Annotated in this window: 25 protein-coding genes, 5 tRNA genes and 1 pseudogene; 18 read left to right on the forward strand and 13 right to left on the reverse strand. The window is 70.6% G+C overall.

The genetic code is table 11. From position 1 onward, the window contains the following. The first annotated feature begins 106 nt into the window (after nucleotides 1–106). Nucleotides 107–304 carry an acyl-CoA carboxylase subunit epsilon gene (locus AB0J57_RS30905; RefSeq protein ID WP_366131672.1) on the forward strand — a complete coding sequence of 66 codons (198 nt, stop codon included), beginning with the start codon at nucleotides 107–109 and terminating at the stop codon, nucleotides 302–304. 269 nt (nucleotides 305–573) lie between these two features. On the opposite strand, the gene AB0J57_RS30910 is transcribed toward AB0J57_RS30905, so the two are convergent. The 8 genes from AB0J57_RS30910 to AB0J57_RS30945 all read right to left on the reverse strand — a co-directional run bounded on the left by AB0J57_RS30910 (nucleotide 574) and on the right by AB0J57_RS30945 (nucleotide 11013). Further along, nucleotides 574–1155 (reverse strand): ATP/GTP-binding protein, encoded by a 582-nt coding sequence (locus tag AB0J57_RS30910; RefSeq protein WP_069978110.1) that lies wholly within the window; start codon nucleotides 1153–1155, stop codon nucleotides 574–576. Further along, nucleotides 1136–1717 carry a DUF742 domain-containing protein gene (locus AB0J57_RS30915; RefSeq protein ID WP_366131673.1) on the reverse strand — a complete coding sequence of 194 codons (582 nt, stop codon included), beginning with the start codon at nucleotides 1715–1717 and terminating at the stop codon, nucleotides 1136–1138. The genes AB0J57_RS30910 and AB0J57_RS30915 overlap by 20 nt, the downstream gene beginning before the upstream one ends. Before the next feature lie 97 nt (nucleotides 1718–1814). Then, nucleotides 1815–2228 (reverse strand): roadblock/LC7 domain-containing protein, encoded by a 414-nt coding sequence (locus AB0J57_RS30920; protein WP_006127847.1) that lies wholly within the window; start codon nucleotides 2226–2228, stop codon nucleotides 1815–1817. 10 nt (nucleotides 2229–2238) lie between these two features. Next, complete coding sequence (locus AB0J57_RS30925) at nucleotides 2239–5460, reverse strand: nitrate- and nitrite sensing domain-containing protein (protein WP_366131674.1); 3222 nt, start codon at nucleotides 5458–5460, stop codon at nucleotides 2239–2241. 340 nt (nucleotides 5461–5800) lie between these two features. Then, nucleotides 5801–6388 carry an ATP/GTP-binding protein gene (locus AB0J57_RS30930; RefSeq protein ID WP_366131675.1) on the reverse strand — a complete coding sequence of 196 codons (588 nt, stop codon included), beginning with the start codon at nucleotides 6386–6388 and terminating at the stop codon, nucleotides 5801–5803. Then, nucleotides 6369–6776, reverse strand: coding sequence for a DUF742 domain-containing protein (locus AB0J57_RS30935; protein ID WP_366131676.1), 408 nt, complete (start codon nucleotides 6774–6776; stop codon nucleotides 6369–6371). Before AB0J57_RS30935 ends, AB0J57_RS30930 begins: the two co-directional genes overlap by 20 nt. 121 nt (nucleotides 6777–6897) lie before the next feature. Next, nucleotides 6898–7320, reverse strand: coding sequence for a roadblock/LC7 domain-containing protein (locus AB0J57_RS30940; RefSeq protein ID WP_338015572.1), 423 nt, complete (start codon nucleotides 7318–7320; stop codon nucleotides 6898–6900). Then, entirely contained in the window at nucleotides 7321–11013 is a 3693-nt protein-coding gene (locus AB0J57_RS30945; RefSeq protein WP_366131677.1) for a nitrate- and nitrite sensing domain-containing protein, read from the reverse strand. A 588-nt stretch (nucleotides 11014–11601) separates the two neighbouring features. Here AB0J57_RS30945 and AB0J57_RS30950 point away from each other — a divergent pair. The 10 genes and pseudogenes from AB0J57_RS30950 (at nucleotide 11602) to AB0J57_RS30995 (ending at nucleotide 15748) form a co-directional block, all read left to right on the forward strand. Continuing rightward, a complete protein-coding gene (locus AB0J57_RS30950) occupies nucleotides 11602–11784 on the forward strand; it encodes a hypothetical protein (RefSeq protein WP_366131678.1) in 183 nt (60 codons plus the stop codon). Nucleotides 11785–11864: 80 nt separating this feature from the next. Next, nucleotides 11865–12641: a fumarylacetoacetate hydrolase family protein gene (locus AB0J57_RS30955; RefSeq protein WP_366131680.1), complete on the forward strand. Its 777-nt coding sequence runs from the start codon at nucleotides 11865–11867 to the stop codon at nucleotides 12639–12641. Next, a complete protein-coding gene (gltX, locus tag AB0J57_RS30960; RefSeq protein WP_366131681.1) occupies nucleotides 12634–14109 on the forward strand; it encodes a glutamate--tRNA ligase in 1476 nt (491 codons plus the stop codon). The genes AB0J57_RS30955 and gltX overlap by 8 nt, the downstream gene beginning before the upstream one ends. 184 nt (nucleotides 14110–14293) lie before the next feature. Beyond that, a pseudogene (locus tag AB0J57_RS30965) lies at nucleotides 14294–14428 on the forward strand (DUF4241 domain-containing protein); the annotation flags it as partial. Between the two features lie 10 nt (nucleotides 14429–14438). After that, on the forward strand, nucleotides 14439–15158 hold the full coding sequence (locus AB0J57_RS30970; protein WP_366131682.1) for an HAD family hydrolase: 720 nt from the start codon (nucleotides 14439–14441) through the stop codon (nucleotides 15156–15158). Between the two features lie 89 nt (nucleotides 15159–15247). Then, a tRNA-Gln gene (locus AB0J57_RS30975) sits at nucleotides 15248–15319 on the forward strand. Between the two features lie 39 nt (nucleotides 15320–15358). Further along, nucleotides 15359–15431: transfer RNA gene (locus AB0J57_RS30980), tRNA-Glu, on the forward strand. A 60-nt stretch (nucleotides 15432–15491) separates the two neighbouring features. Next, nucleotides 15492–15567, forward strand: a tRNA-Glu gene (locus AB0J57_RS30985). Nucleotides 15568–15582: 15 nt separating this feature from the next. After that, nucleotides 15583–15654 (forward strand) — tRNA-Gln (locus AB0J57_RS30990). A gap of 18 nt (nucleotides 15655–15672) precedes the next feature. Next, nucleotides 15673–15748: transfer RNA gene (locus AB0J57_RS30995), tRNA-Glu, on the forward strand. Nucleotides 15749–15878: 130 nt separating this feature from the next. On the opposite strand, the gene ndgR is transcribed toward AB0J57_RS30995, so the two are convergent. Continuing rightward, entirely contained in the window at nucleotides 15879–16595 is a 717-nt protein-coding gene (gene ndgR, locus AB0J57_RS31000) for an IclR family transcriptional regulator NdgR (RefSeq protein WP_366131683.1), read from the reverse strand. 189 nt (nucleotides 16596–16784) lie between these two features. Here ndgR and leuC point away from each other — a divergent pair, with 189 nt between their 5' ends. The 4 genes from leuC (at nucleotide 16785) to AB0J57_RS31020 (ending at nucleotide 20198) form a co-directional block, all read left to right on the forward strand. Continuing rightward, nucleotides 16785–18209, forward strand: coding sequence for a 3-isopropylmalate dehydratase large subunit (gene leuC, locus AB0J57_RS31005; protein WP_366131684.1), 1425 nt, complete (start codon nucleotides 16785–16787; stop codon nucleotides 18207–18209). A 6-nt stretch (nucleotides 18210–18215) separates the two neighbouring features. Continuing rightward, nucleotides 18216–18809, forward strand: coding sequence for a 3-isopropylmalate dehydratase small subunit (leuD, locus tag AB0J57_RS31010; protein WP_366131685.1), 594 nt, complete (start codon nucleotides 18216–18218; stop codon nucleotides 18807–18809). A 357-nt stretch (nucleotides 18810–19166) separates the two neighbouring features. Then, complete coding sequence (locus AB0J57_RS31015) at nucleotides 19167–19394, forward strand: hypothetical protein (RefSeq protein WP_366131686.1); 228 nt, start codon at nucleotides 19167–19169, stop codon at nucleotides 19392–19394. Nucleotides 19395–19535: 141 nt separating this feature from the next. After that, nucleotides 19536–20198, forward strand: a complete 663-nt coding sequence (locus tag AB0J57_RS31020) for an HU family DNA-binding protein (protein WP_366131687.1) — start codon at nucleotides 19536–19538, stop codon at nucleotides 20196–20198. 96 nt (nucleotides 20199–20294) lie between these two features. On the opposite strand, the gene AB0J57_RS31025 is transcribed toward AB0J57_RS31020, so the two are convergent. Together AB0J57_RS31025 and cofC are read right to left on the reverse strand one after the other, a co-directional pair. After that, complete coding sequence (locus AB0J57_RS31025) at nucleotides 20295–20498, reverse strand: hypothetical protein (RefSeq protein WP_366131688.1); 204 nt, start codon at nucleotides 20496–20498, stop codon at nucleotides 20295–20297. Nucleotides 20499–20508: 10 nt separating this feature from the next. After that, nucleotides 20509–21195 (reverse strand): 2-phospho-L-lactate guanylyltransferase, encoded by a 687-nt coding sequence (gene cofC / locus AB0J57_RS31030; RefSeq protein WP_366131690.1) that lies wholly within the window; start codon nucleotides 21193–21195, stop codon nucleotides 20509–20511. Nucleotides 21196–21360: 165 nt separating this feature from the next. On the opposite strand from cofC, the gene AB0J57_RS31035 reads away from it, so the two are divergent. The 3 genes from AB0J57_RS31035 to AB0J57_RS31045 all read left to right on the forward strand — a co-directional run bounded on the left by AB0J57_RS31035 (nucleotide 21361) and on the right by AB0J57_RS31045 (nucleotide 24371). Beyond that, nucleotides 21361–22113 (forward strand): lysophospholipid acyltransferase family protein, encoded by a 753-nt coding sequence (locus AB0J57_RS31035; RefSeq protein ID WP_366131691.1) that lies wholly within the window; start codon nucleotides 21361–21363, stop codon nucleotides 22111–22113. After that, the gene (locus AB0J57_RS31040; protein ID WP_366131692.1) at nucleotides 22110–23159 is read left to right on the forward strand and encodes an NAD(P)H-dependent glycerol-3-phosphate dehydrogenase; all 1050 of its coding nucleotides are present in this window, start codon (nucleotides 22110–22112) and stop codon (nucleotides 23157–23159) included. The genes AB0J57_RS31035 and AB0J57_RS31040 overlap by 4 nt, the downstream gene beginning before the upstream one ends. 63 nt (nucleotides 23160–23222) lie before the next feature. Beyond that, nucleotides 23223–24371, forward strand: coding sequence for a D-alanine--D-alanine ligase family protein (locus tag AB0J57_RS31045; protein WP_366131693.1), 1149 nt, complete (start codon nucleotides 23223–23225; stop codon nucleotides 24369–24371). Between the two features lie 84 nt (nucleotides 24372–24455). On the opposite strand, the gene AB0J57_RS31050 is transcribed toward AB0J57_RS31045, so the two are convergent. Continuing rightward, a complete protein-coding gene (locus tag AB0J57_RS31050; RefSeq protein ID WP_366131694.1) occupies nucleotides 24456–24947 on the reverse strand; it encodes a DUF3515 domain-containing protein in 492 nt (163 codons plus the stop codon). A 20-nt stretch (nucleotides 24948–24967) separates the two neighbouring features. Then, on the reverse strand, nucleotides 24968–25201 hold the full coding sequence (locus AB0J57_RS31055) for an Lrp/AsnC ligand binding domain-containing protein (RefSeq protein ID WP_028802415.1): 234 nt from the start codon (nucleotides 25199–25201) through the stop codon (nucleotides 24968–24970). Nucleotides 25202–25404: the final 203 nt, after the last annotated feature.

The raw sequence follows: 25404 nt of genomic DNA on the forward strand, positions 1-25404 counted from the left end.
CGAGACCCGCTCCGTGCTCATCGCCTCACTCGCGATGCTCCGCACGAAGCACGCCGACCTGCCGTCCCGCAAGCACGGCAACCCGCCCCAGTAACAGGAGCCCCACGTGACCGACACCAACCTGCTCCGCGTCGAAAAGGGCCACGCCGACCCCGAGGAGCTGGCGGCCATCACCGCGGTGCTCCTCGCCCGCGCCTCCGCCCGCCCGGCGGCCACCCCGGCCCGCCGCGTCCGCTCCACGGCCGGCTGGCGCCGCCTGGAGCGCCAGCCCGGCTTCCGCGCCCCCCACTCCTGGCAGGGCTGACCTCACGGTCCCGAAGGGCCCCGCACCACTCCGGTGCGGGGCCCTTTCGCGTCCCGCCGCCGGCCGCGCCCGCGCTCGCCCGGCGCCGGGGCCCCGGGCCCCCTCGCGTCCCGCCGCCGGCCGACGAGGTCACACCGCCCGGCCACCGGCGGCCCGCGGCGCGAAGCTGCCGCGAGCCGGGGCGTGGGGGGGGAGCCCCCACAGGAAACCCCCGCTACGACAAAGGCCCGCACACCGTCAGGTGTGCGGGCCCTCGTGCGTCATGGGACCTACCGGAGGCGGGCCATCAGGGCGTGTTCCACGAGCGTGATGAGGGCGCTCTTGGCGTCGGCGCGGTGGCGGGCGTCGGTGGTGATGATCGGGGTGTCCGGGCCGATCTGGAGGGCCTCGCGGACCTCGTCCGGCGTGTACGGCTGGTGGCCGTCGAAGCCGTTCAGCGCGATCACGAACGGCAGGCCGCTGTTCTCGAAGTAGTCGACGGCCGGGAAGCAGTCGGCGAGACGGCGGGTGTCCACCAGGACGACCGCGCCGATGGCGCCGCGTACCAGGTCGTCCCACATGAACCAGAAGCGGTCCTGTCCGGGCGTACCGAAGAGGTACAGGATCAGGTCCTGGTCCAGGGTGATTCGGCCGAAGTCCATGGCGACCGTGGTGGTCGTCTTGTCGCCGGTGTGGGTGAGGTCGTCGATGCCCGCGGACGCAGACGTCATGACGGCCTCGGTACGCAGCGGGTTGATCTCCGAGACAGCGCCGACGAACGTGGTCTTGCCCACGCCGAATCCGCCCGCCACCACGATCTTCGCGCTGGTGGTTGAGCGGGCTGCACCGCCGCTAGAGCTTGCGAAGTCCACTGAGCACCCTTTCGAGCAGTGTCACGTCTGGCTGGCCGCCGGCGGACTCGTCGCCGCCGGGCTGGTGGATGGCGACAAGTCCGGCCTCCGCCAGGTCGGCGACGAGGATCCGGGCAACGCCGAGGGGGATGGAGAGGAGTGCCGAGATCTCGGCGACCGACTTGATCTCGAAGCACAGCCGGCAGATCCGCTGGTGCTCGGGCAACTGCCCTTGCAGCCGCGACGGATCGGCCGTGGTGGACACCAGCGCCTCGATGGCGAGCTGGTACCGGGGCCTCGTCCGGCCGCCGGTCATGGCGTACGGACGGACCAGCGGATTATGGGTGTTGTTGCCCGACGTGGGCGACGGCTCCGGACGCCGCCGCTGCTGCACCGGCTGGATGCGCGGCGCCTGCGGCTGGACGTAACTGGGACCCGGCTGCGGCTGCTGGTAGGGCTGCGGCTGCTGCATGCCGCCCTGACCGCTCGGTGCGGAAGGGAAGTTGAAGCGGTTCTGGGCGTTCTCACCCTGCGACTGGTGCGCACCGTCGTATGGGTGGTGTCCGCCTGGGGGTGTTGCCACTTTTCCTCCTCCGACTGCCGTTCACCGGTTCCATGTCCCTGTGGAGCCGCGCCACCGCACCCTATGGTGCGGTGGCGAGAAACGCACGGTCTGTCTGCTAGTTGAGAAGACTTCCCTGGAGTTCGGCGCGGAGGTCCGGGGTGAGGACGCTGCCCGCGCGGTCCACCAGAAGGGCCATCTCGTAGCCGACCAGACCGATGTCGGCGTCCGGGTGGGCGAGGACGGCCAGCGAGGAGCCGTCCGAGATCGACATGATGAAGAGGAAGCCGCGCTCCATCTCCACCACCGTCTGGTTGACCGCGCCGCCCTCGAAGATCCGGGACGCCCCAGCCGTCAGCGACGTCAGTCCCGACGCCACCGCCGCGAGCTGGTCGGCACGGTCACGGGGGAAACCCTCGGACATCGCCAGCAGGAGTCCGTCGGCGGAGACCACCACCGTGTGGGACACCCCGGGGGTGTTGTCCACGAAGTTGGTGATCAACCAGTTGAGATTCTGCGCCGCCTGGCTCATCGGGCTCACACTAACGCTCCTGGTTGTAGGTACTACCCGGGCCGAGGCCCGATCCGTTCGTGTCCGTTCCCGCGTTGCGTCCCTGCTGGACACCGCGCCGCAGGTTGCTCAACCTGCCACGCACGTCCTCCGGGGCACGGGAGACCTGTGGGCCGCCCTGCGGGGTCTGCTCCGCCGTCCCCTCGACCAGGTTGGCCTTGGGAACGCGCCGCGGGAGCCCGGACGGGGTGACCCCGCCGGCCTTGGGCTCGCGGAGCTTCTCGGCCCGCTGCCAGCGCTCGTCATTGGTCGAGCGCCAGCCCTCGGAACCGCTGTCCTCACTGCTGCTCTGCGAGACCCGCTGGACCGGCTGCGTCTGCTCCGCCTGAGGAACCTGCTGCTGCGGGGCCGGAGCCTTCTGCTGGCTGCCGCGGCGCGGCAGGCCGGCGTCGGTCAGCTCGTGACCGGCGCTCGGGGTGGGGCCCGAGGAGAAGCCTACGCGTTCCCGGCCGTTCGCGGGAGCGCCCTGCGCAGATTCCGATTCCGCTCCGTACCCGGAGGCGTAACCGCCCTCGTACGCGCCCTGATCGGCCCACTCGCCCTGGTGGGGCTGGGGGTCGAACTGGTTGTCGTACTGCGGCTGCTGGGTCTCCTGAGCCGGAAAACCGGATTCCGCATAGGACGGTTCAGCGTACTCGCCCGACGCGTAGTCGCCGCCGCCGTACTGGTCGTACGCGGGCTGCTGCTGGTGCTGCTGGTGCTGCTGCTCGTAGCCCTCGTAGCCGTCCTGGGCGTACGCGTCCTGCTGCTCGTACCGCTGCTGCTCGTACCCGTACTGCTCCTGGCCGCCCTGCTGCTCGTACGCGGGGGCCTGCTGCTCCTGGGCCACCTCGTCGCGGAACATGGGCCGTTCGGCCTCGGAGGCGCCGTGGAGCTGCGCGCCCAGTGCGGCGCGGCGCTCCTCGCGCATCCGGGAGCGGCCCACCGGGTCCAGCGTGGCGCCGTCACCCGACGGCTGCTCGTACCGGGAGTCGTCGAAGCCGAGCTCCGCGGCCGTACGCAGCGGGGCCGCCTCGAAGGCCTTCTGCTCCGGAATGATCTGGGAGACGGTGAAGTCGGACTCCATGGCCGGGTCGCCACCACCACCATGGGTGATCGCGTCCGGCAGCATGACCAGCGACGTCGTACCGGCCTGCTCGCCCGAGGGGCGGAGCTGGACGCGGATGCCGTGCCGGTCGGCGAGGCGGCCGACCACGAACAGGCCCATGCGCTGCGAGATCGCGGCGTCCACGGTCGGCGGGTTGGCCAGCTTGTGGTTGATGTCGGCGAAGTCCTCGGCCGTCAGGCCGATGCCCTTGTCGTGGATCTCGATCATCACGCGGCCGTCCGGGAGACGGGTCGCGGTGACACGGACCTTGGTCTGCGGCGAGGAGAACGTCGTGGCGTTCTCCAGCAGCTCGGCCAGCAGGTGCACGAGGTCGGTCACGGCCTGGCCGTGGATCTCCGACTCCGGTACGCCGGTGAGCTCGATGCGCTCGTACTGCTCCACCTCGGAGGAGGCGGCGCGCAGCACGTCCACCAGCGGGACCGGCTGGTTCCAGCGGCGGCCGGGCTCCTCGCCCGCGAGGATGAGGAGGTTCTCGCCGTTGCGGCGCATACGGGTCGCGAGGTGGTCCAGCCGGAAGAGGTTCTCGAGCTGGTCCGGGTCGGCCTCGTTGTTCTCCAGCTCGGTGATCAGGGTCAACTGGCCCTCGATCAGCGACTGGTTGCGCTGCGACAGGTTGGTGAAGATCGCGTTGACGTTGCCCCGCAGCAGGGCCTGCTCGGCGGCGAGCCGGACGGCCTCGCGGTGCACCTGGTCGAAGGCGCGTGCGACCTCGCCGATCTCGTCCTGCGAGTCGATCGGGATGGGCTGCACCCGGGTGTCGACCCGGCCCGGGTCGGTGCGGGAGAGCTGGTCGACCAGCATCGGCAGGCGCTGCTCGGCGATGCCGAAGGCGGCGCTGCGCAGCCGGCTCATCGAGGTGCTCATCTGGCGGGCCATCATCCCGGCCAGGATGAACGCGGCCAGCAGGGCGACCACGACGATGGCGCCGTTGACGATGGCGTCGGTCTTGGCGTCGCTGGAGATCTCGGCGGCCTCGTCCACGGCCTTGTTCACAAGATCCGTGCTCACCTCGCCGTAACCGTCGAACTTGGACGTGGATGCGGCCATCCAGGTCCTCGTGGCGATGCCCTTGGCCTCGAGTTCCTTGATCGCGTCCGCGTCCTCGGCGTTGCCGATCTCCTGCGCCATCGGCGCGAGGACCGAGCCGTTCTCGTCCTTCGGCAGGGTGATGCCCGCGGCCTTGAGCCGCTCGTCGCCCTCCAGCGCCCGGCGCTTCATGACCGCCTTGAGCTTGGCCACGTCCTCCTCGGTACCGCCGGAGTTGTACTCGCCGAGGGCGATCTGCTCCAGGTAGTTGTACGAGTTGAACGCCCTGCTCTGCGCGGCGAAGGTGGCGTCGTTCTTGCTCGGCCGGACCAGCATGTGCGTGCCGATCGAGCGCTGGAGCGACCCGGCCGCCTGGGCGAGCTGAATGGCGTAGACCATACGGCCGTAGGAGGTGACGTTGCCGGTGCCGAGCCCCAGCTCGTTGGAGAACTCCATCAGGTAGTGCTGGACCTTGACGTAGCCCTCTTCGGTCTGCACCGGGTCCAGGGCCTTGGAATAGGCGCCCTCGCGCAGCTTCTCGAGGTTGGGCTCCTCGGCGCGGAAGAGCTCCAGCCGGCGCTCCAGGCCCTGCCCCGACGGCATGTCCTGGACGGCCGCGTCGAACTTCTGCTTCGCGGCCTCCGTGGCCTCGTGCGCCTTGACGACGTCCTGGTCGTCGCGCCCCTTGCCGGTCAGCAGGGGTACGGCGGTGAGGTCACGCTCGTTGAGCAGCGCCTGGCCGTACTCGGAGGCGGCGCGCACGATGAGCGCCGTCTTCTCGGCGTCCTGGGCCTCGTCCCAGGTCTCGATCGACGTCTTGACCTGGAAGCCGCCCATGACGAGCCCGACGAGCACGGGAACGAGGAGGATGGCGTTCAGGCGCGTCGCCACGCGCCAGTTGCGCGGGGACAGCTTGCTGGAGCTGCCAGCGCCACCGCTGCCGCCGGAGGCGGCCGGTGGCGTTCCGGGCGTATCGGCAGGCGGCACCGCTGTGCGTGCGGGCGGGGTGAAGTTGCCCCGCGCCTGCTGCTCTGCGGCGCTTTTCGTGCTTCGCCTCACTCGACCAACAACCTCTCGGCGCCGGCACCTAGGTTGTGCCGTTTTTCTGTTCAGGGCCGTACTACTCGGGAGTTCGTCGCATTGCAGCATGTAAAGCGGCCGCGTTCCAAACCCCCCGATCGGGTCATGACCAGTGGTTCAGACCTCAGATAAAACGGGCATAAAGAGCGAGCCCCGCCAAAAGGCGGGGCTCATGTGCGCACAGCGGCACCATACGGATGCGTCTCGTGTCCGAGGCCCCGCAATTCTCTGTCGAAACGTTATGAACACCGGGGCCGACCGTGTCAAAGGACACACCAGGCCCTTGTTCGTCCCTACGACAACTGCCGTATGACCACGTCTACTTGAGGCGGGCCATCAGGGCGTGTTCCACGAGCGTGATGAGGGCGCTCTTGGCGTCGGCGCGGTGGCGGGCGTCCGTAGTGATGATCGGGGTGTCCGGGCCGATCTGGAGCGCCTCGCGGACCTCGTCCGGCGTGTACGGCTGATGCCCCTCGAAACCGTTGAGGGCCACGACGAAGGGCAGGCCGCTGTTCTCGAAGTAGTCGACCGCCGGGAAGCAGTCCGCCAGCCTTCTCGTGTCGACGAGAACCACCGCGCCGATGGCGCCGCGGACCAGGTCGTCCCACATGAACCAGAAGCGGTCCTGTCCGGGCGTACCGAAGAGGTACAGGATCAGGTCCTGGTCCAGGGTGATACGGCCGAAGTCCATGGCGACCGTGGTGGTCGTCTTGCCACCGGTGTGGGTGAGGTCGTCGATGCCCGCGGACGCGGACGTCATGACGGCCTCGGTACGCAGCGGGTTGATCTCCGAGACGGCGCCGACGAACGTGGTCTTGCCCACGCCGAATCCGCCCGCCACCACGATCTTCGCGGAGGTGGTCGAACGACCGCCTCCCCCACCGCCGCTAGAGCTTGCGAAGTCCACTGAGCACCCTTTCGAGCAGTGTCACATCCGGCGTTCCGCCGGCCTCTCCATTGCCCGGCTGGTGGATCGCCACCATGCCCGCCTCCGCCAGGTCGGCGACGAGGATCCGGGCGACGCCCAGCGGCATCGACAGCAGCGCCGACACCTCCGCCACCGACTTCACCTCACGGCACAGGTGGCAGATCCGCTGGTGCTCGGGAAGCAGGCTTCCCAGGTGGGCCGGGTCGGCCGTGGTGCTGACCAGCGCCTCGATGGCGAGCTGGTAGCGCGGCCTCGTCCGGCCGCCGGTCATGGCGTACGGCCGGACCAGCGGCTGATCGCCTTCATGCCCGTACCCGGTGTCCATGGGGACACCGTACGGATCGTGAGAGGCGGGGGGCGGGGTCATTGATCCTCCAGTGACAGCAGGTGGTCTGCCTGTCGTCTGACTGGGCCGGTGGGGGGCCGGAGGGGGCGGCCGACGATGAACAAGGCATGAGGGGGGACGGTACGGACTGGGGCGTACCGCCTCAGTGGAGCAGGCTTCCCTGGAGTTCCGCGCGCAGGTCCGGGGTGAGGACGCTGCCCGCGCGGTCCACGAGCAGCGCCATCTCGTACCCGACGAGGCCGATGTCCGCGTCCGGGTGCGCGAGCACGGCCAGCGAGGAACCGTCCGAGATGGACATCAGGAAGAGGAAACCGCGCTCCATCTCCACCACGGTCTGGGCGACGGCGCCGCCCTCGAAGATCCGGGACGCCCCCGCGGTCAGCGAGGTCAGCCCGGACGCCACGGCCGCGAGCTGGTCGGCGCGGTCGCGGGGGAAGCCTTCTGACATGGCCAGCAGGAGTCCGTCGGCGGAGACCACCACTGTGTGGGACACCCCGGGGGTGTTGTCCACGAAGTTGGTGATCAACCAATTCAGGTTCTGGGCCGCCTGGCTCATCGGTCTCAACTAACGCTCCTGCTGGTGAGTGGGGCCGGTATGGAAACTGCCCGTGGTGGAGCTGCCCGCCTGGCGCCCCTGCTGGATGCCCCGGCGGAGGTTGGTCAGGCGGCCGCGTACGTCATCAGGCGCACGCGAGACCTGCGGACCGGACTGGTGGGTGGACTCCTGCGCGGTCCCCGGCACCAGGTTGGCACGCGGGACCCGGCGGGGGAGGCCGGAGGTGGTGACGCCGCCCGCGGCGGGCTTGCGGACCCGCTCGGCCTGGCGCACCAGCTCGTCATTGGGGGAGGTGCGCCACGACGTGGCCGCGTCGGAACCCTGACCGGCGCCCTGGGCGTCGCGGCGCGGCGGCAGCGACGGTGCGGGTCGCTGCTGCGACGGCCGGGCCGGCTGCGCGGGCTGCGGTACGGCCGGGGTCGGCATGGTCTGGTCGTGGGCGGGGTACTGACCGCCGCCGGAGCCGCGCTGGGGGCGGCCCTGCTGCGGCTGCTGCTGGGCCTGACCGTTCTGGTGGAACCAGTTGGTCTCCAGCGTGTCGTACAGCGGCGTACGGCCGTCCCCGGCGCCGGGTGCGGCCGGCAGCGCCTCGGTCTCCGGGCGCCCGGCGTCGTAGTCGGGGCGGGCGAACTGGGCCGTGGAGGCGGGGTCCTGGCGGGCGTACTGCCCGGTGGTCTCCGGCTCGTCGTGGCCGCGCGGCACGTCGGCGCCCCAGCTCGTGGTCTGGGGGCGCTGCGGGCGCTGCTGCTGGGAGTGCTGGGCCTGCTGCTGGGGCTGCTGCGGCTGCTGGGCCTGCTGCTGCCCGGGCTGCTGCGGGGCGGCGCCGGGAAGTTCGGCGCGCGGCCCGCCGGCGGGAGGGAGCTGCTGACCGGCGCGGGCACCCTGATCGGCGGGGCCGTTCTGCCAGACGTCCGAGCGCGTCGGGATGCCGTTGTCGCCGGCACCCCGGCCGCCGCCGGCGCCGCCGAAGGCGCCCGCCACACCGGCGCCCTGACGCTGCGGGTCCTGCGGCTGCTGCTGGGGCTGCTGCGGCTGACCCGCCGGGCCCGCCTGGCCCGGCCGGCCCTGGCGCCCGGGCTGACCGCCCTGGCCGATGCCGGCGCCCTGGCCCATGCCGGCGCCCTGGCCGGGTCCGCCCTGACCCATGCCGCCCTGGCCGGGGCCGCCCTGGAGCCCGCCCGGTCGCCCGGCCGCGTCGTCCCGGCCGGGCAGCGCGGCCCGGGGCCCGGAGCCCGCACCGACCTGGCCACGGGCACCGCCGGCGCCCGCACCCGCGGCGGCACCCGAACCGGCGCCGAGACCCTGCCGGGCCGTGGGCGCACCGCCGGGGCCACCCGGACCGCCGGTCAGACCCGGGCGGCCGCCACCGGCCGCACCCGGGCCGCCGGTCAGCCGGCCGGCAGAGCCCGCCGGGCCCTGCGGGATGGAGCCCTGACCGCCCTGGCCGCCCTGACCGGGCTTGCCGGGAAGCTTCTTGCCGCCCTGGGCGACGTCCACCGGGAGCATGACCAGCGCGGTCGTACCGCCCGAGTCGGAGGGACGGAGCTGGATGCGGATGCCGTGCCGCAGCGACAGGCGGCCGACCACGAACAGACCCATGCGCCGGGACACCGACACGTCCACGGTGGGCGGCGAGGCGAGCCGCTCGTTGATCGCGGCGAGGTCCTCGGGGGACAGGCCGATACCGGTGTCGTGGATCTCGACCAGCACACGGCCGTCGGGCAGCGCGTGACCGGTGACCCGGACCTTGGTCTGGGGGGAGGAGAACGACGTCGCGTTCTCCAGCAGCTCGGCGAGCAGGTGCACGAGGTCGTTGACGACGCGGCCCGCGACCTCGGTCGCCGGTACGGCGGCGAGCTCGATGCGCTCGTACTGCTCCACCTCGGAGGCGGCGGCACGGAGCACGTCGACCAGCGGGACGGGCCGGGTCCACCGGCGCCCCGGCTCCTCACCCGCGAGGACCAGCAGGTTCTCACCGTTACGGCGCATACGCGTGGCGAGGTGGTCCAGCTTGAACAGCGAGGAGAGCTGGTCCGGGTCGGCCTCGCGGGACTCCAGCTCGGAGATCAGCGAGAGCTGGCGCTGGATGAGACCCTGCGAACGGCGCGAGAGGTTGGTGAACATCGCGTTGACGTTGCCCCGCAGCAGGGCCTGCTCGGCGGCGAGGCGGACCGCCTCGCGGTGCACGTCGTCGAAGGCCGCGGCCACCTGGCCGATCTCGTCCCGGGAGTGCACACCGACCGACTCCACGGACGTGTCCACGTCCTGCGGGTCGGCCTCGGAGAGCTGCTTGACCAGCTCGGGCAGCCGCTCCTGGGCGACCTTGGTGGCCGTGTCCTGGAGCCGCCGCAGCGACCGGATCATGGACCGGGCCACCACGAAGGCGCCGACCAGCGAGACGCCGAGCACGAGGAGGATCAGCGCACCGTTGATGATCGCGTCGCGCTGCTCCTCGCGGCGCAGCTCACGGGCCGTGCTGTCCATCTGACCGAGCAGGTCGGCCTCGATGGTCTTCATGGCCGTCATCTTGGAGTCGTAGGCGTCGGTCCAGTCGAGGTAACCGCGCGGCTCCTGCTGCTTCATGCCCTCGTCGCTGCGGAGCACGTGGTCGGCGTACTCGTCCGCCTTGGCGATGGAGGGGTTGTTCGGGCCGAGGGGCGCCAGGAGCTCGGTCGGGTCACCGCCCGCGGAGGTGTAGATCCTTGTGAACGACTCGAGGGCCTGCCGCTCGTTGTCCTGGGCGGCGGCGCCGTACTCACGGTCGTTCGGGTCGAGCTTGCCCTTCGACTGGTTGGTCGTCGGCAGGGCGGCCGCGATGATCGCGCGCTGGATGGAGGCGTACTCCTTGGCGGACGAGAACGCGGCCAGCGCGCGGGTCCGCTTGATCATCTCCGGGTTGCTGGTCGCCTGGGCCATGTCCTGGGAGAGGCTGAGCAGCGAGTTGATCAGACGGTTGTAGCGCTCCACCGTCTGGAAGTCCTGGGAGCCGTCCTTGTACGCGCCCTCGCGGATCGAGCCGAGGGTCACGACCTGGCTGGCGATCTGGGTCACGTTGGAGTGGATGCTCTGGAGGGCGTCGTCGCCCTGCGGGTCGCCGATGGCGGCGGTGGCGTCGAGGAATGCCTTCTGCGCCCGGTCCGCTTCCTTGCGCGGCTCGGTGACCTTGAACTCCGTCGGCGCGACGCCGTTGGAGAGCGGACCGGCCGTCAGGTCGCGCTCCTGCTGGAGGGCCTGGGCGAGGTCGGTCGCCTCCTGGGTGAGCTTGGTCAGGAGCTGCATGTGGTCCAACTGCTCCATGTCGTTCATGGATTCGTTGATACGAATGCCGCCCAGGGTGGTCGCGGCGACCACGGGGAGGGCGAGCAGCGAGACCAGTCGCGTGCTGATGCGCCAGTTGCGCAGGGCTATTCGTGAACCGGCGTCGGTGGGACTCTTCGGCGTGGCCGAGCCCTTCGCGGCCTTCGCCGCCGAGGCCTTGCCGGACTTGCCGGCCTTGCCCTTGGCGTCTGCGCCCTGCCCGGCTCCCGAACGTCCCGCACGGTCGCCACTGTCCCCGGCGGCGGCCGGTCCGTGGTTCTGGGTGTGCTGGGCCGAGGAGCCGCGGTCGGTCCCGCCGCGCGGCTCCTGCTCCGCCGCAGCTTCCCCTCGGCCCTGCCGGGCCTGGGGAGACCCGTTGCCATCCCTCTTGAAACGTCCCTGCACTAGCGTCGCAACCTCTGGACCAGGCGTCCCCCCGCGCGAACGGACAGGACGGTGTCGGCGTCGTGGAGCGCGAGCGCGCTCCAGTGGTGGTCGTGAGTGACCGGCGCAGACCCCCCTTCCTCACCGCCGCTCGGCGCTGTGTTGCGCCCCAGCGCGCCGGTCCGGAACCCGCGGCGGTGCGTGGAATTCCAGCACAGTGCCGGATCTCCAACAAGGCCGACGACCGGCACCCGAACGGGTGTCACATGCCGTGAGGACCGGGTCACCCGGCGTAGAAGTCGATCAGGGAGAAATCGGGCGTTCGCGTACGAGTCGCTGGTGGGCCCCATGGGGGAGGGGGGTGTCCCAGTCGCGATGATCAGCAGCGGAATGCTGCGTTCAGGTACGCAATGTCCGTTTACCCCACCCCCGGCGCCCGCCCGCTATGTCGGAATCATCCCCGGCTGCGTGAGCAAACTCACATATGGATCGTTGCCATCTACCGTCAATTGCGGGGAATCCCATGTTTAGCCTGACGCTTTACAAAGACGGAGCAACTGCCAACCAGGCGCCCAGGCGGCGCCCGCACACCGAGGTCTGAAACCACCGATGAAGACGACGATGACCATGCGCAGCATCGCCAACCCCCGCCGCACCACCCTGATGCACCTGGCCGACGCCGGTGAGCTCGACCAGGGCGCGCGGCCGGACCACTCGGTGGACCTCCCCGCCAGCACCGCCAACCCCCGCCGCACGACCCTGATGGACGCTCCGGTCCCGGCCGCACGGTAATAACGGCAGGTGGCATGCGCCTCCCGCGTTAGCCTGGAGCGTCAGACTCCAGCCAGCGGAAGTAAGGGGCACGGCATCCCGTGCGCATCGCCAGATTCTCCATCGACGGCAATGTCGCCTTCGGCGCGGTCGAGGGCGAAGACCCCGAAGGTCTCGTCCTCGACATCATCAAGGGTATTCCGTACGCCGACTTCGAACTCAGCGGGACCAAGGTCCCGCTGAGCAAGGTCCGGCTGCTGCCGCCCGTCCTGCCCAACAAGGTCGTGGCCATCGGCCGCAACTACGCGGAGCACGCCGCGGAGCTCGGCAACGAGGTCCCGGACGTCCCCGTCGCCTTCTTCAAGCCCACCACCTCGGTGATCGGCTCCGGCGACGCCATCGTGTACCCCTCCTTCTCCAACGAGCTGCACCACGAGGCCGAGCTCGCCGTCGTCATCGGCCGCATGTGCCGCGAGGTCCCGCGCGAGCGCGTCAAGGACGTCATCTTCGGCTACACCTGCGCCAACGACGTCACCGCCCGCGACGCCCAGCAGCGCGAGAAGCAGTGGGCCCGCGCCAAGGGCTTCGACACCTCCTGCCCCCTGGGCCCCTGGGTGGAGACCGACCTCGACCCCGCCGACGTCACGATCCAGTGCACCGTCAACGGAGAACAGCGCCAGTTGGGTCGTACGAGCGACATGATCCGCTCCATCGAGGACCTCGTCGTCCACATCACCGAGGCCATGACGCTGCTCCCGGGCGACGTCATCCTCACGGGCACCCCGGCCGGAGTCGGACCGCTCAACGTCGGCGACGAGGTCGCCGTCACCATCGAAGGCATCGGCACTCTCACCAACAAGGTGATCAAGCGTGGCTAACGCAGACGTCCGCGTACGTTTCTGTCCCTCGCCGACCGGCAACCCCCACGTGGGCCTGGTCCGCACCGCCCTGTTCAACTGGGCCTTCGCCCGGCACAACCAGGGCACCATGGTCTTCCGCATCGAGGACACCGACGCGGCCCGCGACTCGGAGGAGTCCTACCAGCAGCTCCTCGACTCGCTGCGCTGGCTCGGCCTCGACTGGGACGAGGGCCCCGAGGTCGGCGGCCCCCACGCCCCGTACCGCCAGTCGCAGCGCATGGACATCTACCAGGACGTCGCCGAAAAGCTGCTCGCCGGCGGCTACGCGTACCGCTGCTACTGCACCGCCACCGAGCTCGACGAGCGCCGCGAGGCCGCCCGCGCCGCCGGGAAGCCGTCCGGGTACGACGGCACGTGCCGCGACCTGACCGCCGAGCAGAAGGCCGCGTACGAGGCCGAGGGCCGCGAGTCCATCGTCCGCTTCCGGATGCCCGACGAGCCGATCACCTTCACGGACCTGATCCGCGGCGAGCTGACCTTCACCCCGGACAACGTCCCGGACTACGGCATCGTCCGCGCCAACGGCGCCCCCCTCTACACGCTCGTCAACCCCGTCGACGACGCGCTGATGGAGATCACCCACGTGCTGCGCGGCGAGGACCTGCTGTCCTCCACCCCGCGCCAGATCGCGCTCTACAAGGCGCTCATCGAGCTCGGCATCGCCAAGGGCATTCCCGCCTTCGGCCACCTGCCGTACGTCATGGGCGAGGGCAACAAGAAGCTCTCCAAGCGCGACCCGCAGTCCTCCCTGAACCTGTACCGGGAGCGCGGCTTCCTCCCCGAGGGCCTGCTCAACTACCTGTCGCTCCTCGGCTGGTCCTTCTCCGCCGACCAGGACGTCTTCACGATCCCCGAGATGATCGCGAAGTTCGACATCGCGGACGTCAACGCCAACCCGGCCCGCTTCGACCTGAAGAAGGCCGAGGCGATCAACGCCGACCACATCCGCATGCTGGACGTGAAGGCGTTCACCGAGGCCTGCGAGCCCTGGCTGAAGGCCCCGCACGCCCCCTGGGCGCCGGAGGACTTCGACCGGGCCGCCTGGGAGGCCATCGCCCCCCACGCCCAGACCCGCCTGACCGTCCTGTCCGACATCACGGCCAACGTCGACTTCCTGTTCCTGAAGGAGCCGGTCGAGGACGAGGCGTCCTGGCAGAAGGCCATGAAGGAGGGCTCCGACGCCCTGCTGCGCACGGCCCGCGAGAGGCTGTCGGACGCGGACTGGACCAGCCCCGAGTCCCTGAAGGCCGCCGTCCTCGCCGCCGGCGAGGAGCACGGCCTCAAGCTCGGCAAGGCCCAGGCCCCGGTCCGCGTCGCCGTCACCGGCCGCACGGTGGGCCTCCCGCTGTTCGAGTCCCTGGAGATCCTCGGCAAGGACCGCACCCTGGCCCGCATCGACGCCGCCCTGGCGAAGCTCGCCGCGTAAGCCGTACCCGTACGCGAGAGGGGGCGGCCACCGGACACCCGGTGGCCGCCCCCTCACGCGTTGTCGGGGCCCGCCCACGGGCCGGATCGTCGCCCGTGACCCCCAACCGGTCGGGTGTCCCGTGGCCACGCTCGCCGAGCCGCCGTACGCCACCCCACCCCGGCGCACAGCGGCCGCCCGCCTGGTGATCGCCTTCATGTCCGGCTGGGGCGACGGTGCCCGCCCCACCAGGGCCGGCCGCGACGCCTCCGGTGCCGTCACCCGCTTCGTCACCGACTTCTTCGTCGTGCCGGACGAGACGAAGGCGGCCGCCGCGTAGGCTCGGCCCCATGCCGATCCGCGCCGTCCTGTGGGACATCGACGACACGATCTTCGACTACGCGAGCGCCGACCGCGCCGGCATGCTGCACCACCTGCGGGCCGAGGGCCTGGTCAACGGATACGAATCCGTCGACCAGGCCCTCACCCGCTGGAAGGAGCTCACCACCCTCCACTGGCGGCGTTTCGAGGCCGGCGGCGTCGGGTTCGAGGAGCAGCGGCGCGACCGGGTGAGGGACTTCCTGGGGGAGGCGCTGACGGACGAGGAGGCGGACGCCTGGTTCCAGCGGTACATGAGGCACTACGAGGCCGCCTGGGAGCTGTTCCCCGACACCCTGCCCGTCCTGGAGCTGCTGGCGGCCGACTACCGGCACGCCGCCCTGTCGAACTCCTCCGTCCACAACCAGGAACGCAAGCTGCGCGTCCTCGGGGTGCGCGACCGCTTCGAGGTCCTGCTCTGCGCCGCCGAGCTGGGCGTCGCCAAGCCGGACCCCGCCGCCTTCCACGCCGCCTGCGACGCCCTGCGGCTGCGTCCGGCGGAGGTGGCGTACGTCGGTGATCACCCGGACATCGACGCCCGGGGCGCGGTCGAGGCCGGGCTGACCGGGATCTGGCTGGACCGGACGGGGACCGGCGGGAGACCCGAGCTCACGACGATCACGGGCCTCGACCAGCTCCCCGCCCTGCTGCGCGGCGATACCCGTTTTGGAGCCCCGGACTCCTTCGGGTAATGTTCTTTCTGCGCCGAGGGGAGCGGGCCGAAAGGCCGGAACCCGGAAGCGTAACCCGAACAAAATCCCCACCGGGGGTTGCGTTTTGGTGGCCTATGGTGTAATTGGCAGCACGACTGATTCTGGTTCAGTTAGTCTAGGTTCGAGTCCTGGTAGGCCAGCTCGCAGAGCTTATCTGCATCGCGGATCTCATCCGCAAAGCCCCCGTTGTGTAGCGGCCTAGCACGCTGCCCTCTCAAGGCAGTAGCGCCGGTTCGAATCCGGTCGGGGGTACAGATCCTTCCCGCGAGATCGTCTGGGTCGCACCCATGATCTCGATGCAGGATCGCTAGGGCCCCCGTTGTGTAGCGGCCTAGCACGCCGCCCTCTCAAGGCGGTAGCGCCGGTTCGAATCCGGTCGGGGGTACCAACTGGTCTAAACCAGTGGCCTATGGTGTAATTGGCAGCACGACTGATTCTGGTTCAGTTAGTCTAGGTTCGAGTCCTGGTAGGCCAGCGGATCTCTTTTGATCTTGCCCCCGTTGTGTAGCGGCCTAGCACGCCGCCCTCTCAAGGCGGTAGCGCCGGTTCGAATCCGGTCGGGGGTACCACAGAGGAAGCCCTCCCCAGCAGGGGAGGGCTTCTTCGTGTGCACGGGCAGGGAAAAGTGGAGAGAGACAACTCCGGCCCACCGCTGCGGCGTTGAAGCGGTGAGCCGGGAGTCGGCAGCAGGGACGAGGGTCAGCCGGCGCGCCGCAGCGCGTCCGACAGGCGGGCGGCCGCGTCGATGACGGCCTGGGCGTGCATCCGGCCCGGGTGGCGGGTCAGGCGCTCGATCGGCCCCGACACCGACACGGCGGCCACCACGCGGTTCGACGGGCCCCGTACGGGCGCGGAGACGGACGCCACGCCCGGCTCACGCTCACCGATCGACTGGGCCCAGCCGCGGCGCCGTACGCCCGACAGGGCCGTCGCCGTGAAGCGGGCGCCCTGGAGGCCCCGGTGCAGCCGCTCCGGCTCCTCCCAGGCCATGAGGATCTGGGCGGAGGAGCCCGCCTTCATGGTGAGCGTGGAGCCGACCGGCACGGTGTCCCGCAGGCCGGACAGCCGCTCCGCCGCGGCGACGCAGATGCGCATGTCGCCCTGGCGCCGGTAGAGCTGCGCGCTCTCCCCGGTCACGTCACGCAGATGAGTCAGTACCGGTCCGGCCGTGGCCAGCAGGCGGTCCTCACCGGCCGCGGCGGCGAGCTCCGCCAGCCGCGGGCCCAGGATGAACCGGCCCTGCATGTCCCTCGCCACCATCCGGTGGTGTTCCAGTGCCACGGCAAGGCGATGTGCCGTGGGTCGTGCGAGCCCTGTCGCCGCGACCAGCCCGGCGAGGGTGGCCGGACCGGACTCCAGGGCGCTCAATACCAGAGCTGCCTTGTCGAGAACGCCGACGCCGCTAGAGTTGTCCATGCAACGATATTCACGTCTCACTCTGTGAAACGCAAGTTCAATTTCTCCAGGAACTTGCCACCCTGTACGTGCGACCCGACGACCAACGGGTCTCGATGTCGACGTCCAGCACGTGAAACGTGGGTTTACGGGCGTGGGCCCACTGATCTCTAGAGGAGCCGGCTCACCACGCCGGCCGGAGGGAAAGCGATGGGTAGGACTCTCGCGGAGAAGGTCTGGGACGACCATGTCGTCCGGCGCGCCGAAGGCGAGCCCGACCTGCTCTTCATCGATCTGCACCTGCTGCACGAGGTGACCAGCCCCCAGGCCTTCGACGGCCTGCGCAAGAGCGGCCGGCAGGTGCGGCGGCTCGACCTCACCATCGCGACCGAGGACCACAACACCCCGACCCTCGACATCGACAAGCCGATCGCCGACCCCGTCTCCCGGGCGCAGCTCGAAACGCTGCGCAAGAACTGCGCCGAGTTCGGCGTCCGCCTGCACCCGCTGGGCGACGTCGAGCAGGGCGTCGTCCACGTCGTGGGACCGCAGCTCGGCCTGACCCAGCCCGGCACCACCGTGGTCTGCGGCGACTCGCACACCTCCACGCACGGCGCTTTCGGCGCGCTCGCCTTCGGCATCGGCACCTCCCAGGTCGAGCACGTCCTGGCCACCCAGACGCTGCCCATGGCCCGCCCCAAGACCATGGCCATCACGGTCGACGGCGAGCTGCCGGCGGACGTCACCGCCAAGGACCTGATCCTGGCGATCATCGCGAAGATCGGCACCGGCGGCGGCCAGGGATACGTCCTGGAGTACCGCGGCCCGGCCATCGAGAAACTCTCGATGGAGGCCCGCATGACCATCTGCAACATGTCGATCGAGGCCGGTGCCCGCGCGGGCATGATCGCCCCGGACGAGACCACCTTCGCCTACCTGAAGGGCCGTGCCCACGCACCCGAGGGCGAGGACTGGGACGCGGCGGTCGCCTACTGGAAGACCCTGAAGACGGACGAGGACGCGGTCTTCGACGCCGAGGTCGTCATCGACGCCTCCGAGCTGGCCCCCTTCGTCACCTGGGGCACCAACCCGGGCCAGGGAGCGCCGCTTTCGGCGTCCGTCCCCGACCCGGCTTCGTACGAAGACGCTTCGGAGCGCCTGGCCGCCGAAAACGCCCTGAAGTACATGGGCTTGACCGCCGGGCAGCCGCTGCGGGACATCAAGGTCGACACCGTCTTCGTAGGCTCCTGCACCAACGGCCGCATCGAGGACCTGCGCTCCGCCGCCGCCATCCTGGACGGCCGCAAAGTCGCCGACGGCGTACGGATGCTGGTCGTCCCCGGCTCGGTCCGGGTCGCCCTCCAGGCCGTCGAGGAGGGTCTGGACAAGGTCTTCAAGGAGGCCGGGGCCGAATGGCGGCACGCGGGCTGCTCGATGTGCCTGGGCATGAACCCCGACCAACTCGCGCCCGGCGAGCGTTCCGCGTCCACCTCCAACCGCAACTTCGAGGGCAGGCAGGGCAAGGGCGGCCGCACCCACCTGGTGTCGCCGCAGGTCGCCGCCGCCACCGCCGTGCTGGGCCACCTGGCCTCGCCCGCCGACCTGTCCGAAGCCCCCGCGACCGCCGGAGTCTGAGCAACCATGGAAGCTTTCACCACCCACACCGGCCGGGCCGTCCCGCTGCGCCGCAGCAATGTCGACACCGACCAGATCATCCCGGCGCACTGGCTGAAGAAGGTCACCCGCGACGGCTTCGAGGACGGCCTGTTCGAGGCCTGGCGCAAGGACCCCGAGTTCGTCCTCAACCGCCCGGAGCGGCAGGGCGCCACGGTCCTGGTGGCCGGCCCCGACTTCGGCACCGGCTCCTCGCGCGAGCACGCCGTATGGGCGCTCCAGAACTACGGCTTCAAGGCCGTCATCTCCTCCCGCTTCGCCGACATCTTCCGGGGCAACTCGCTGAAGAACGGCCTGCTCACCGTGGTCCTCGACCAGAAGACCGTGGACGCGCTGTGGGAGCTGACCGAGGCCGACCCGCAGGCGGAGATCACCGTCGACCTCCAGGCCCGTGAGGTGCGCGCCGAGGGCATCACCGCCGCGTTCGAACTGGACGAGAACGCCCGCTGGCGCCTGCTGAACGGCCTGGACGACATCAGCATCACGCTCCAGAATGAGGCGGACATCGCCGCGTACGAGGCCAAGCGCCCCTCGTACAAGCCGCGCACCCTCCAGGTCTGAGCCCCGCCCGGACCCCCCGCGTCACCCCTCCGGTGCCCCCGGCCGATCCACGGCCGGGGGCACCGTCGTATGCGGGTGCTCAACTCCGCCGAGAGAGCCGTGGGGACGATGGCCGAAAGTGCCCTTGCCCGCCCCCCAAGGGGCCATCCGGCTGACACCGCTCGCCCGCCCCGCCAAGCCCTCCTGCCGGCCCGGGAGCGGTGTGCCGGGAGGTTTCAACTGCCGTACGGGGGAAGGCGTTTACCGGTACGGCGGGGGCCGGCCGGAGGGAGCGTCCGTGGCTCCCGAAACGCCGCCGCAGCAGGCCAGTTACCCCCTACGGAGGCGACAACTCGCCCCAGATGGCACAATCGGTGCATGGAACGCGACAGCCAACTCGAGCTCTATCAGGCCGTCGCAGCCCGACTGAAAGAAGCGCACACCCGCGTGCGCGAACTGCAAGTCCCGGAGGGCGTAAGGATGACGCTGTCCCGGAAGCTGTTGGCCATCACGGCTGCGGCGAAGCACGATCTCGCAGGTGCGGCAAGGCGGCTGGACCGGTTGATGAAGGACCTCGACGAGGGCCGATTCCCTGAAGGGGACTGACACTCGAACTCCGCGGCGGCCGACTTCGTTGCGGCACTAGGGTGATTAGCCCGTTTCGTGTTTGATTTGCGGTATATATCTGCCTAACGTGCGAAAAAGCTTGAACACTTTCGTTCCGGCAATGTCTCCGAAGGGGAAGACGTGAACAAGGCGCAGCTCGTAGAAGCGATTGCCGACAAGATGGGTGGCCGCCAGCAGGCCGCCGATGCTGTCGACGCGGTGCTCGACGCGATCGTCCGTGCCGTGGTCGCCGGTGACCGGGTCTCGGTCACCGGCTTCGGCTCGTTCGAGAAGGTCGACCGTCCGGCCCGGTACGCCCGTAACCCGCAGACGGGGGAGCGCGTGCGGGTCAAGAAGACCTCCGTTCCGCGCTTCCGTGCCGGTCAGGGCTTCAAGGACCTGGTCAGCGGCTCGAAGAAGCTCCCCAAGGGTGGCGAGGTCGCCGTCAAGAAGGCGCCCAAGGGCAGCCTCACGGGCGCGCCGCCCACCATCTCCAAGGCCGTGGGCAAGAAGGCCGCCGCCAAGAAGACCACGGCAGCGGCGAAGAAGGCGGCCGCCAAGAAGGCGACCCCGGCGAAGAAGACCACCGCCGCCAAGAAGACCACGGCCAAGAAGGCCACTCCGGCCAAGAAGACCACCGCGAAGAAGGCCACTCCGGCCAAGAAGGCCACCACCGCGGCGGCCAAGAAGACCACCGCCAAGAAGACCGCGCCGGCGAAGAAGGTCACGGCGAAGAAGGCCCCGGCCAAGAAGACGACGGCGCGCAAGACCACCGCCAAGAAGACCACCGCACGCGCGCGCTAGTAAGCGGCGCAGGCCCTACAGGCCCCTCACACGCCGGGCCGGACTCCCCCGCAAGGGAGCCCGGCCCGCGGTGTGTGTGCGGGGGTCGGGCGGGGTCTAGAACGTCTGGAGCGTCACCAGCGTGATGCGCAGGGACTCGCCCTGCCCCTCCGTCTCGATCCGGACCCGCTGCCCCGGCCGCAGCAACCGCAGGCCGCCCGCGTCGAAGGCCGCCGCGGAGAAGTCCACCGGGGTGCCGTCGTCGAGCAGCACACTCCCGCTGCGGGATTCGGGGTCGTACGTGTACGCGGTCGCCTGCATGAACGGCAGCTTATCCGGCCGCCCCGTCCGCCGCGCCGACGTCCACCGCCCACCGCTCGGCCGTGCGCGGCCCCACGCCCAGCTCCACGGCGGCCAGCAGATCGTCCCCGGTGTCCACGTCCCGCCGTACGGAGCGGACGTCGTCCAACCGGATTTCCACCGCGCCCGACAACAAATGCCGGCGCCGCGACGCCCCGCCGAAAGCCGGGCGCAATTCCACTCCGGGACCCGCCGACAGCAATGTCGTACCGATTTCGGCGGCATCCGGGAGAAAAGCGCGGGGGAATTCGGAGGCGGCGGCCAGCACCCGCGACAGTTCCCCCGGCCGCAGCGCGGGAAGATCGGCGTTCAGGGTGGCCACGGGCGCGCCGGGCCGCCGGAGGCGTACCTCCTCGGCCCCGTGGGCCAGTGCGGCGTTCAGGCCGGCGGCCGGGGCGTCCGGCACGATCCGCGCCCCCAGGGCTCCCAGCGTGAGCGCCGCGACCGGGTCGTCCGTGACGACGGACACATCCCGCACCGCCGGGCAGGCCAGCGCCGCCGCCACGGTGTCCTGCGCGAAGGCCAGCGCCAGCCGTGGCCGCACCAGGGGGCCGGCGGCGCCGGCGAGCCTGCTCTTCGCCCGGACAAGGGGCTTCACCGGGACGACCAGGGACCAGGAGCCGGTCGGGTCGGTGTTCGTGGCGGGCACTCCTTCCATACGACGGCGGTTCGGCGGGCCGTGTCCGCCGGGGCTCATTGTGGCGCGGCCCCGGCGCGACCCGGAGCGCCGGTGTCCGAGGCGGGGCGTACGGTGTTCTCGACAGACCAGGGGCCTGGGGCGACACTTGACCCCCGGCAGGCCCGCCCAGAGGAAGGTGTCCGAGTGTCCCGCCGCAGAATCGGCTTCTGGTACCGCCTTGCGGCGGTCATCGCAAAACCGCCACTGGTGGTTCTGTTCAAGCGGGACTGGCGGGGAATGGAGTACATTCCGGCCGACGGGGGATTCATCACCGCCGTCAACCACAACTCGTACCTCGACCCGCTGTCGTACGCGCACTTCCAGTACAACACCGGACGAGTTCCTCGGTTCCTGGCGAAAGCCGCCCTGTTCAAGGGCTCGTTCGTCGGGACCATGCTGCGCGGCACCGGACAGATCCCCGTCTACCGCGAGACGACCAACGCGCTGGACGCCTTCCGCGCCGCTGTCGCCGCCATCGAGCGGGGCGAATGCGTCGCCTTCTACCCCGAGGGCACCCTCACCCGCGACCCCGACATGTGGCCCATGGCGGGCAAGACCGGCGCCGCCCGCGTCGCCCTGCTCACCAAGGTGCCGGTCATCCCGGTCGCCCAGTGGGGCGCCAACTTGGCGATGCCGCCCTACGCCAAGGAGAACAAGGTCCGCCTCTTCCCGCGCAAGACCCTCATCGTGCAGGCCGGTCCGCCCGTCGACCTCAGCCGGTTCTACGACAAGGAACCCACCCCCGAGGTGCTGCGCGAGGCGACCGAGGTCATCATGGCCGCGATCACCTCCCTCCTGGAGGAGGTCCGGGGCGAGAAGGCCCCAGCCACGCCGTACGACCACCGCAGGGCCCGCCTGGAACAGCGGCGCAAGGCCGCAGGGGAGGAAGCGAAGTGACACGCCCGGACACGGCAGGCCCGGCGGGCCGCCCCGGCGACGCCCCCGTCAAGGCGGCCGTCTTCGGCACCGGATCCTGGGGAACGGCCTTCGGCATGGTGCTCGCCGACGCGGGCTGCCAGGTGACCCTCTGGGGCCGCCGCCAGGAGGTCGCCGACGCGATCAACACCACCCGCACCAACCCGGACTACTTCCCGGGCACCGAACTCCCCGCGTCGGTACGCGCCACCACCGACCCCGCCGAGGCCGCCCACGACGCCGACTTCACCGTGCTGGCCATCCCCTCCCAGACGCTGCGCGGCAACCTCGCCGAGTGGGCGCCGAAGCTGGCCCCCGGCACGGTCCTGGTCTCCCTGATGAAGGGGATCGAACTGGGCACCGCCAAGCGGATGAGCGAGGTCATCCAGGAGGTCGCCGGGGTACCGGAGGACCGCGTCGCCGTGGTCACCGGCCCCAACCTCGCCAAGGAGATCGTCGCCCGCATGCCCGCCGCGGCCGTCGTCGCCTGCCGGGACGAGGCCGTCGCCCAGCGGCTCCAGGCCGCCTGCCACACCCCGTACTTCCGCCCGTACACCAACACCGACGTCATCGGCTGCGAGCTGGGCGGAGCCGTGAAGAACGTCATCGGGCTGGCCGTCGGCATCGCGGACGGCATGGGCCTCGGCGACAACGCCAAGGGCTCGCTCATCACGCGCGGCCTGGCCGAAACCACCCGCCTCGGACTGGCGATGGGCGCCGACCCGCTGACCTTCTCCGGGCTCGCCGGCCTCGGCGACCTGGTCGCCACCTGCTCCTCGCCGCTCTCCCGCAACCACACCTTCGGCTTCAACCTCGGCAAGGGCATGACCCTGGAGGAGACCATCGCGGTCACCAAGCAGACCGCCGAAGGCGTCAAGTCCTGTGAATCCGTGCTGGATCTGGCGCGCCGCCACGGCGTCGACATGCCCATCACGGAGACCGTCGTCGGCATCGTCCACGAGGGCAAGCCGCCGATGGTGGCCCTCAAGGAGCTGATGTCACGGGCCGCCAAGCCCGAGCGTCGCTGACACCGGAGAAGCGACCACTCGGTCGCTGACGCGACCGGAGGGAGCAGGTACGCTCATCGCGATATGAGCAGCGAGAACCTCCCCACCAGCCCCGGGCGCAAGCCGCGCGTGGCCGTCGTCTTCGGCGGCCGCAGCTCCGAGCACGCCATCTCCGTCGTCACGGCCGGTGCCGTCCTGCGCGCCATCGACCGGGACGCGTACGACGTGCTGCCCATCGGCATCACCACCGACGGCCGCTGGGCGCTGACCGCCGACGACCCGGAGCGGATGGCCATCGCCGACCGCGCGCTGCCGAGCGTCGCCGACCTCGCCGAGTCCGACGAGGGCAGCGTCGTCCTGTCCGTCGACCCCGGCAGCCGCGAGGTCGTCTACAGCGAGCCCGGCTCGGTCCCCAAGGTCCTGGGCGACGTCGACGTCGTCTTCCCGGTGCTGCACGGCCCGTACGGCGAGGACGGCACCATCCAGGGACTCCTGGAGCTCGCTGGCGTGCCCTACGTGGGCGCCGGTGTGCTCTCCTCGGCCGTCGGCCAGGACAAGGAGTACATGAAGCGGGTCTTCGTCTCCTTCGGCCTGCCCGTCGGACCGTACGAGGTGATCCGCCCCCGCGAGTGGGAGCAGGATCCTTCCGCCGCCCGGAAGAAGATCACCGACTTCGCCGCCGAGCACGGCTGGCCGCTCTTCGTGAAGCCCGCCCGTGGCGGCTCCTCGATGGGCATCACCAAGGTCGACGACCCCTCCGGACTGGACGCCGCCATCGAGGAGGCCCGGAGCCACGACCCCAAGGTCATCGTCGAGTCGCTGCTCAGCGGCCGTGAGATCGAGTGCGGCGTGCTGGAGTTCGAGGACGGCCCGCGCGCGTCCGTGCCGGCCTGGATCCCGCCCGTCACCGACCACGACTTCTACGACTTCGAGGCCAAGTACATCGACTCGGCCTCCGGTGTCGTCCCCGCCCCGATCACCCCGGAGCAGACCGCCGAGGTGCAGCGGCTCGCCATCGCCGCGTTCGAGGCGGCGTCCTGCGAGGGCCTGGTCCGCGCGGACTTCTTCCTCACCGACGAGGGCGAGTTCGTCATCAACGAGATCAACACGATGCCGGGCTTCACGCCGATCTCCATGTACCCGCGCATGTGGCAGGAGAGCGGCGTCAGCTACCCGGAGCTGGTCGACCGGCTCATCCAGGCCGCCCTGCGCCGCCCGACCGGCCTGCGCTAGTCACGCCCCGCCGGCCGCCCGCGCGGCCGGCGACGGCCACAGGCCGGGGACCGTGGGCTCGGGGGGCTCGTGGCGCCGGTGGGGCTACAGGCTCGGGGGGACGGTCTTCTTCACGGCGTCGGCCAGCGCGGCCAGCGGGCTGGCGTCGTGCGCGAACCGCTTGTCCATCGACACCTCCACGTACGTCTTGCGGTACGTGGAGGTGAACCGCGGCCCGTCGCCCTCGCGCTGCTCCAGCATCCAGTTCACGCCGCCCGCCTCGACCCCCTCCGCATGGGGATCGCTCATCCTGGCGGGGCGGGGGACACCGCAGCGCAGTACGATCGCCCCGTCCCCCCACCCGGCGGTCAGATCGGAACCCGGCTCCGGATCACTCCGGTCCAGTCCCGCGACGGTCTCCGGGAGCCGCTCGTGCAGCGCGCCGCAGAGAGCGGCTTCCTCCGACGGCGGGCTGGGAACCGCGACGGTCGCCTGCGCGTCCGTCGGGGAACAGCCCGCGGCCGCCAGCAGGACAGCGGCGGCCGCGACGGTGGCGGGCAGGGCGGGCAGGCGGCGAAGCCGGTGCGAAGACGTCACCGGCTCAGGGTAGACGGGGGCTACAGGTGTACGACCGGGCAGGTCAGGGTGCGCGTGATCCCGTCCACTTGCTGGACCTTGGCGACCACCATGCGGCCGAGCTCATCGACCGTGTCGGCCTGGGCGCGCACGATCACGTCGTACGGACCCGTGACGTCCTCGGCCTGGATCACCCCCGGGATCTTGGAGATGGTCTCGGCGACCGTCGACGCCTTGCCCACCTCGGTCTGAATAAGGATGTACGCCTGTACCACGGAACCTCCAGGGCGGCCACGAGGATCTTGTGGAGAAGAAAGGGACGCCACGGTACCGCGTCGCCGCGGGCAGCGGGGAGACCCGCGCGGCCGGTGGCGCGCGAGGCCGGCGCACGAAGTACCGGGTTGGCGGTCTACTTGACGGTACCTACAGCAGTGACGGGTCGCGAGCGCAACCGCACTGGGGCAGAAGGGGCACAGCG

It is taken from the genome of Streptomyces sp. NPDC049837 (assembly GCF_040674455.1).
GTDB lineage: Bacteria > Actinomycetota > Actinomycetes > Streptomycetales > Streptomycetaceae > Streptomyces.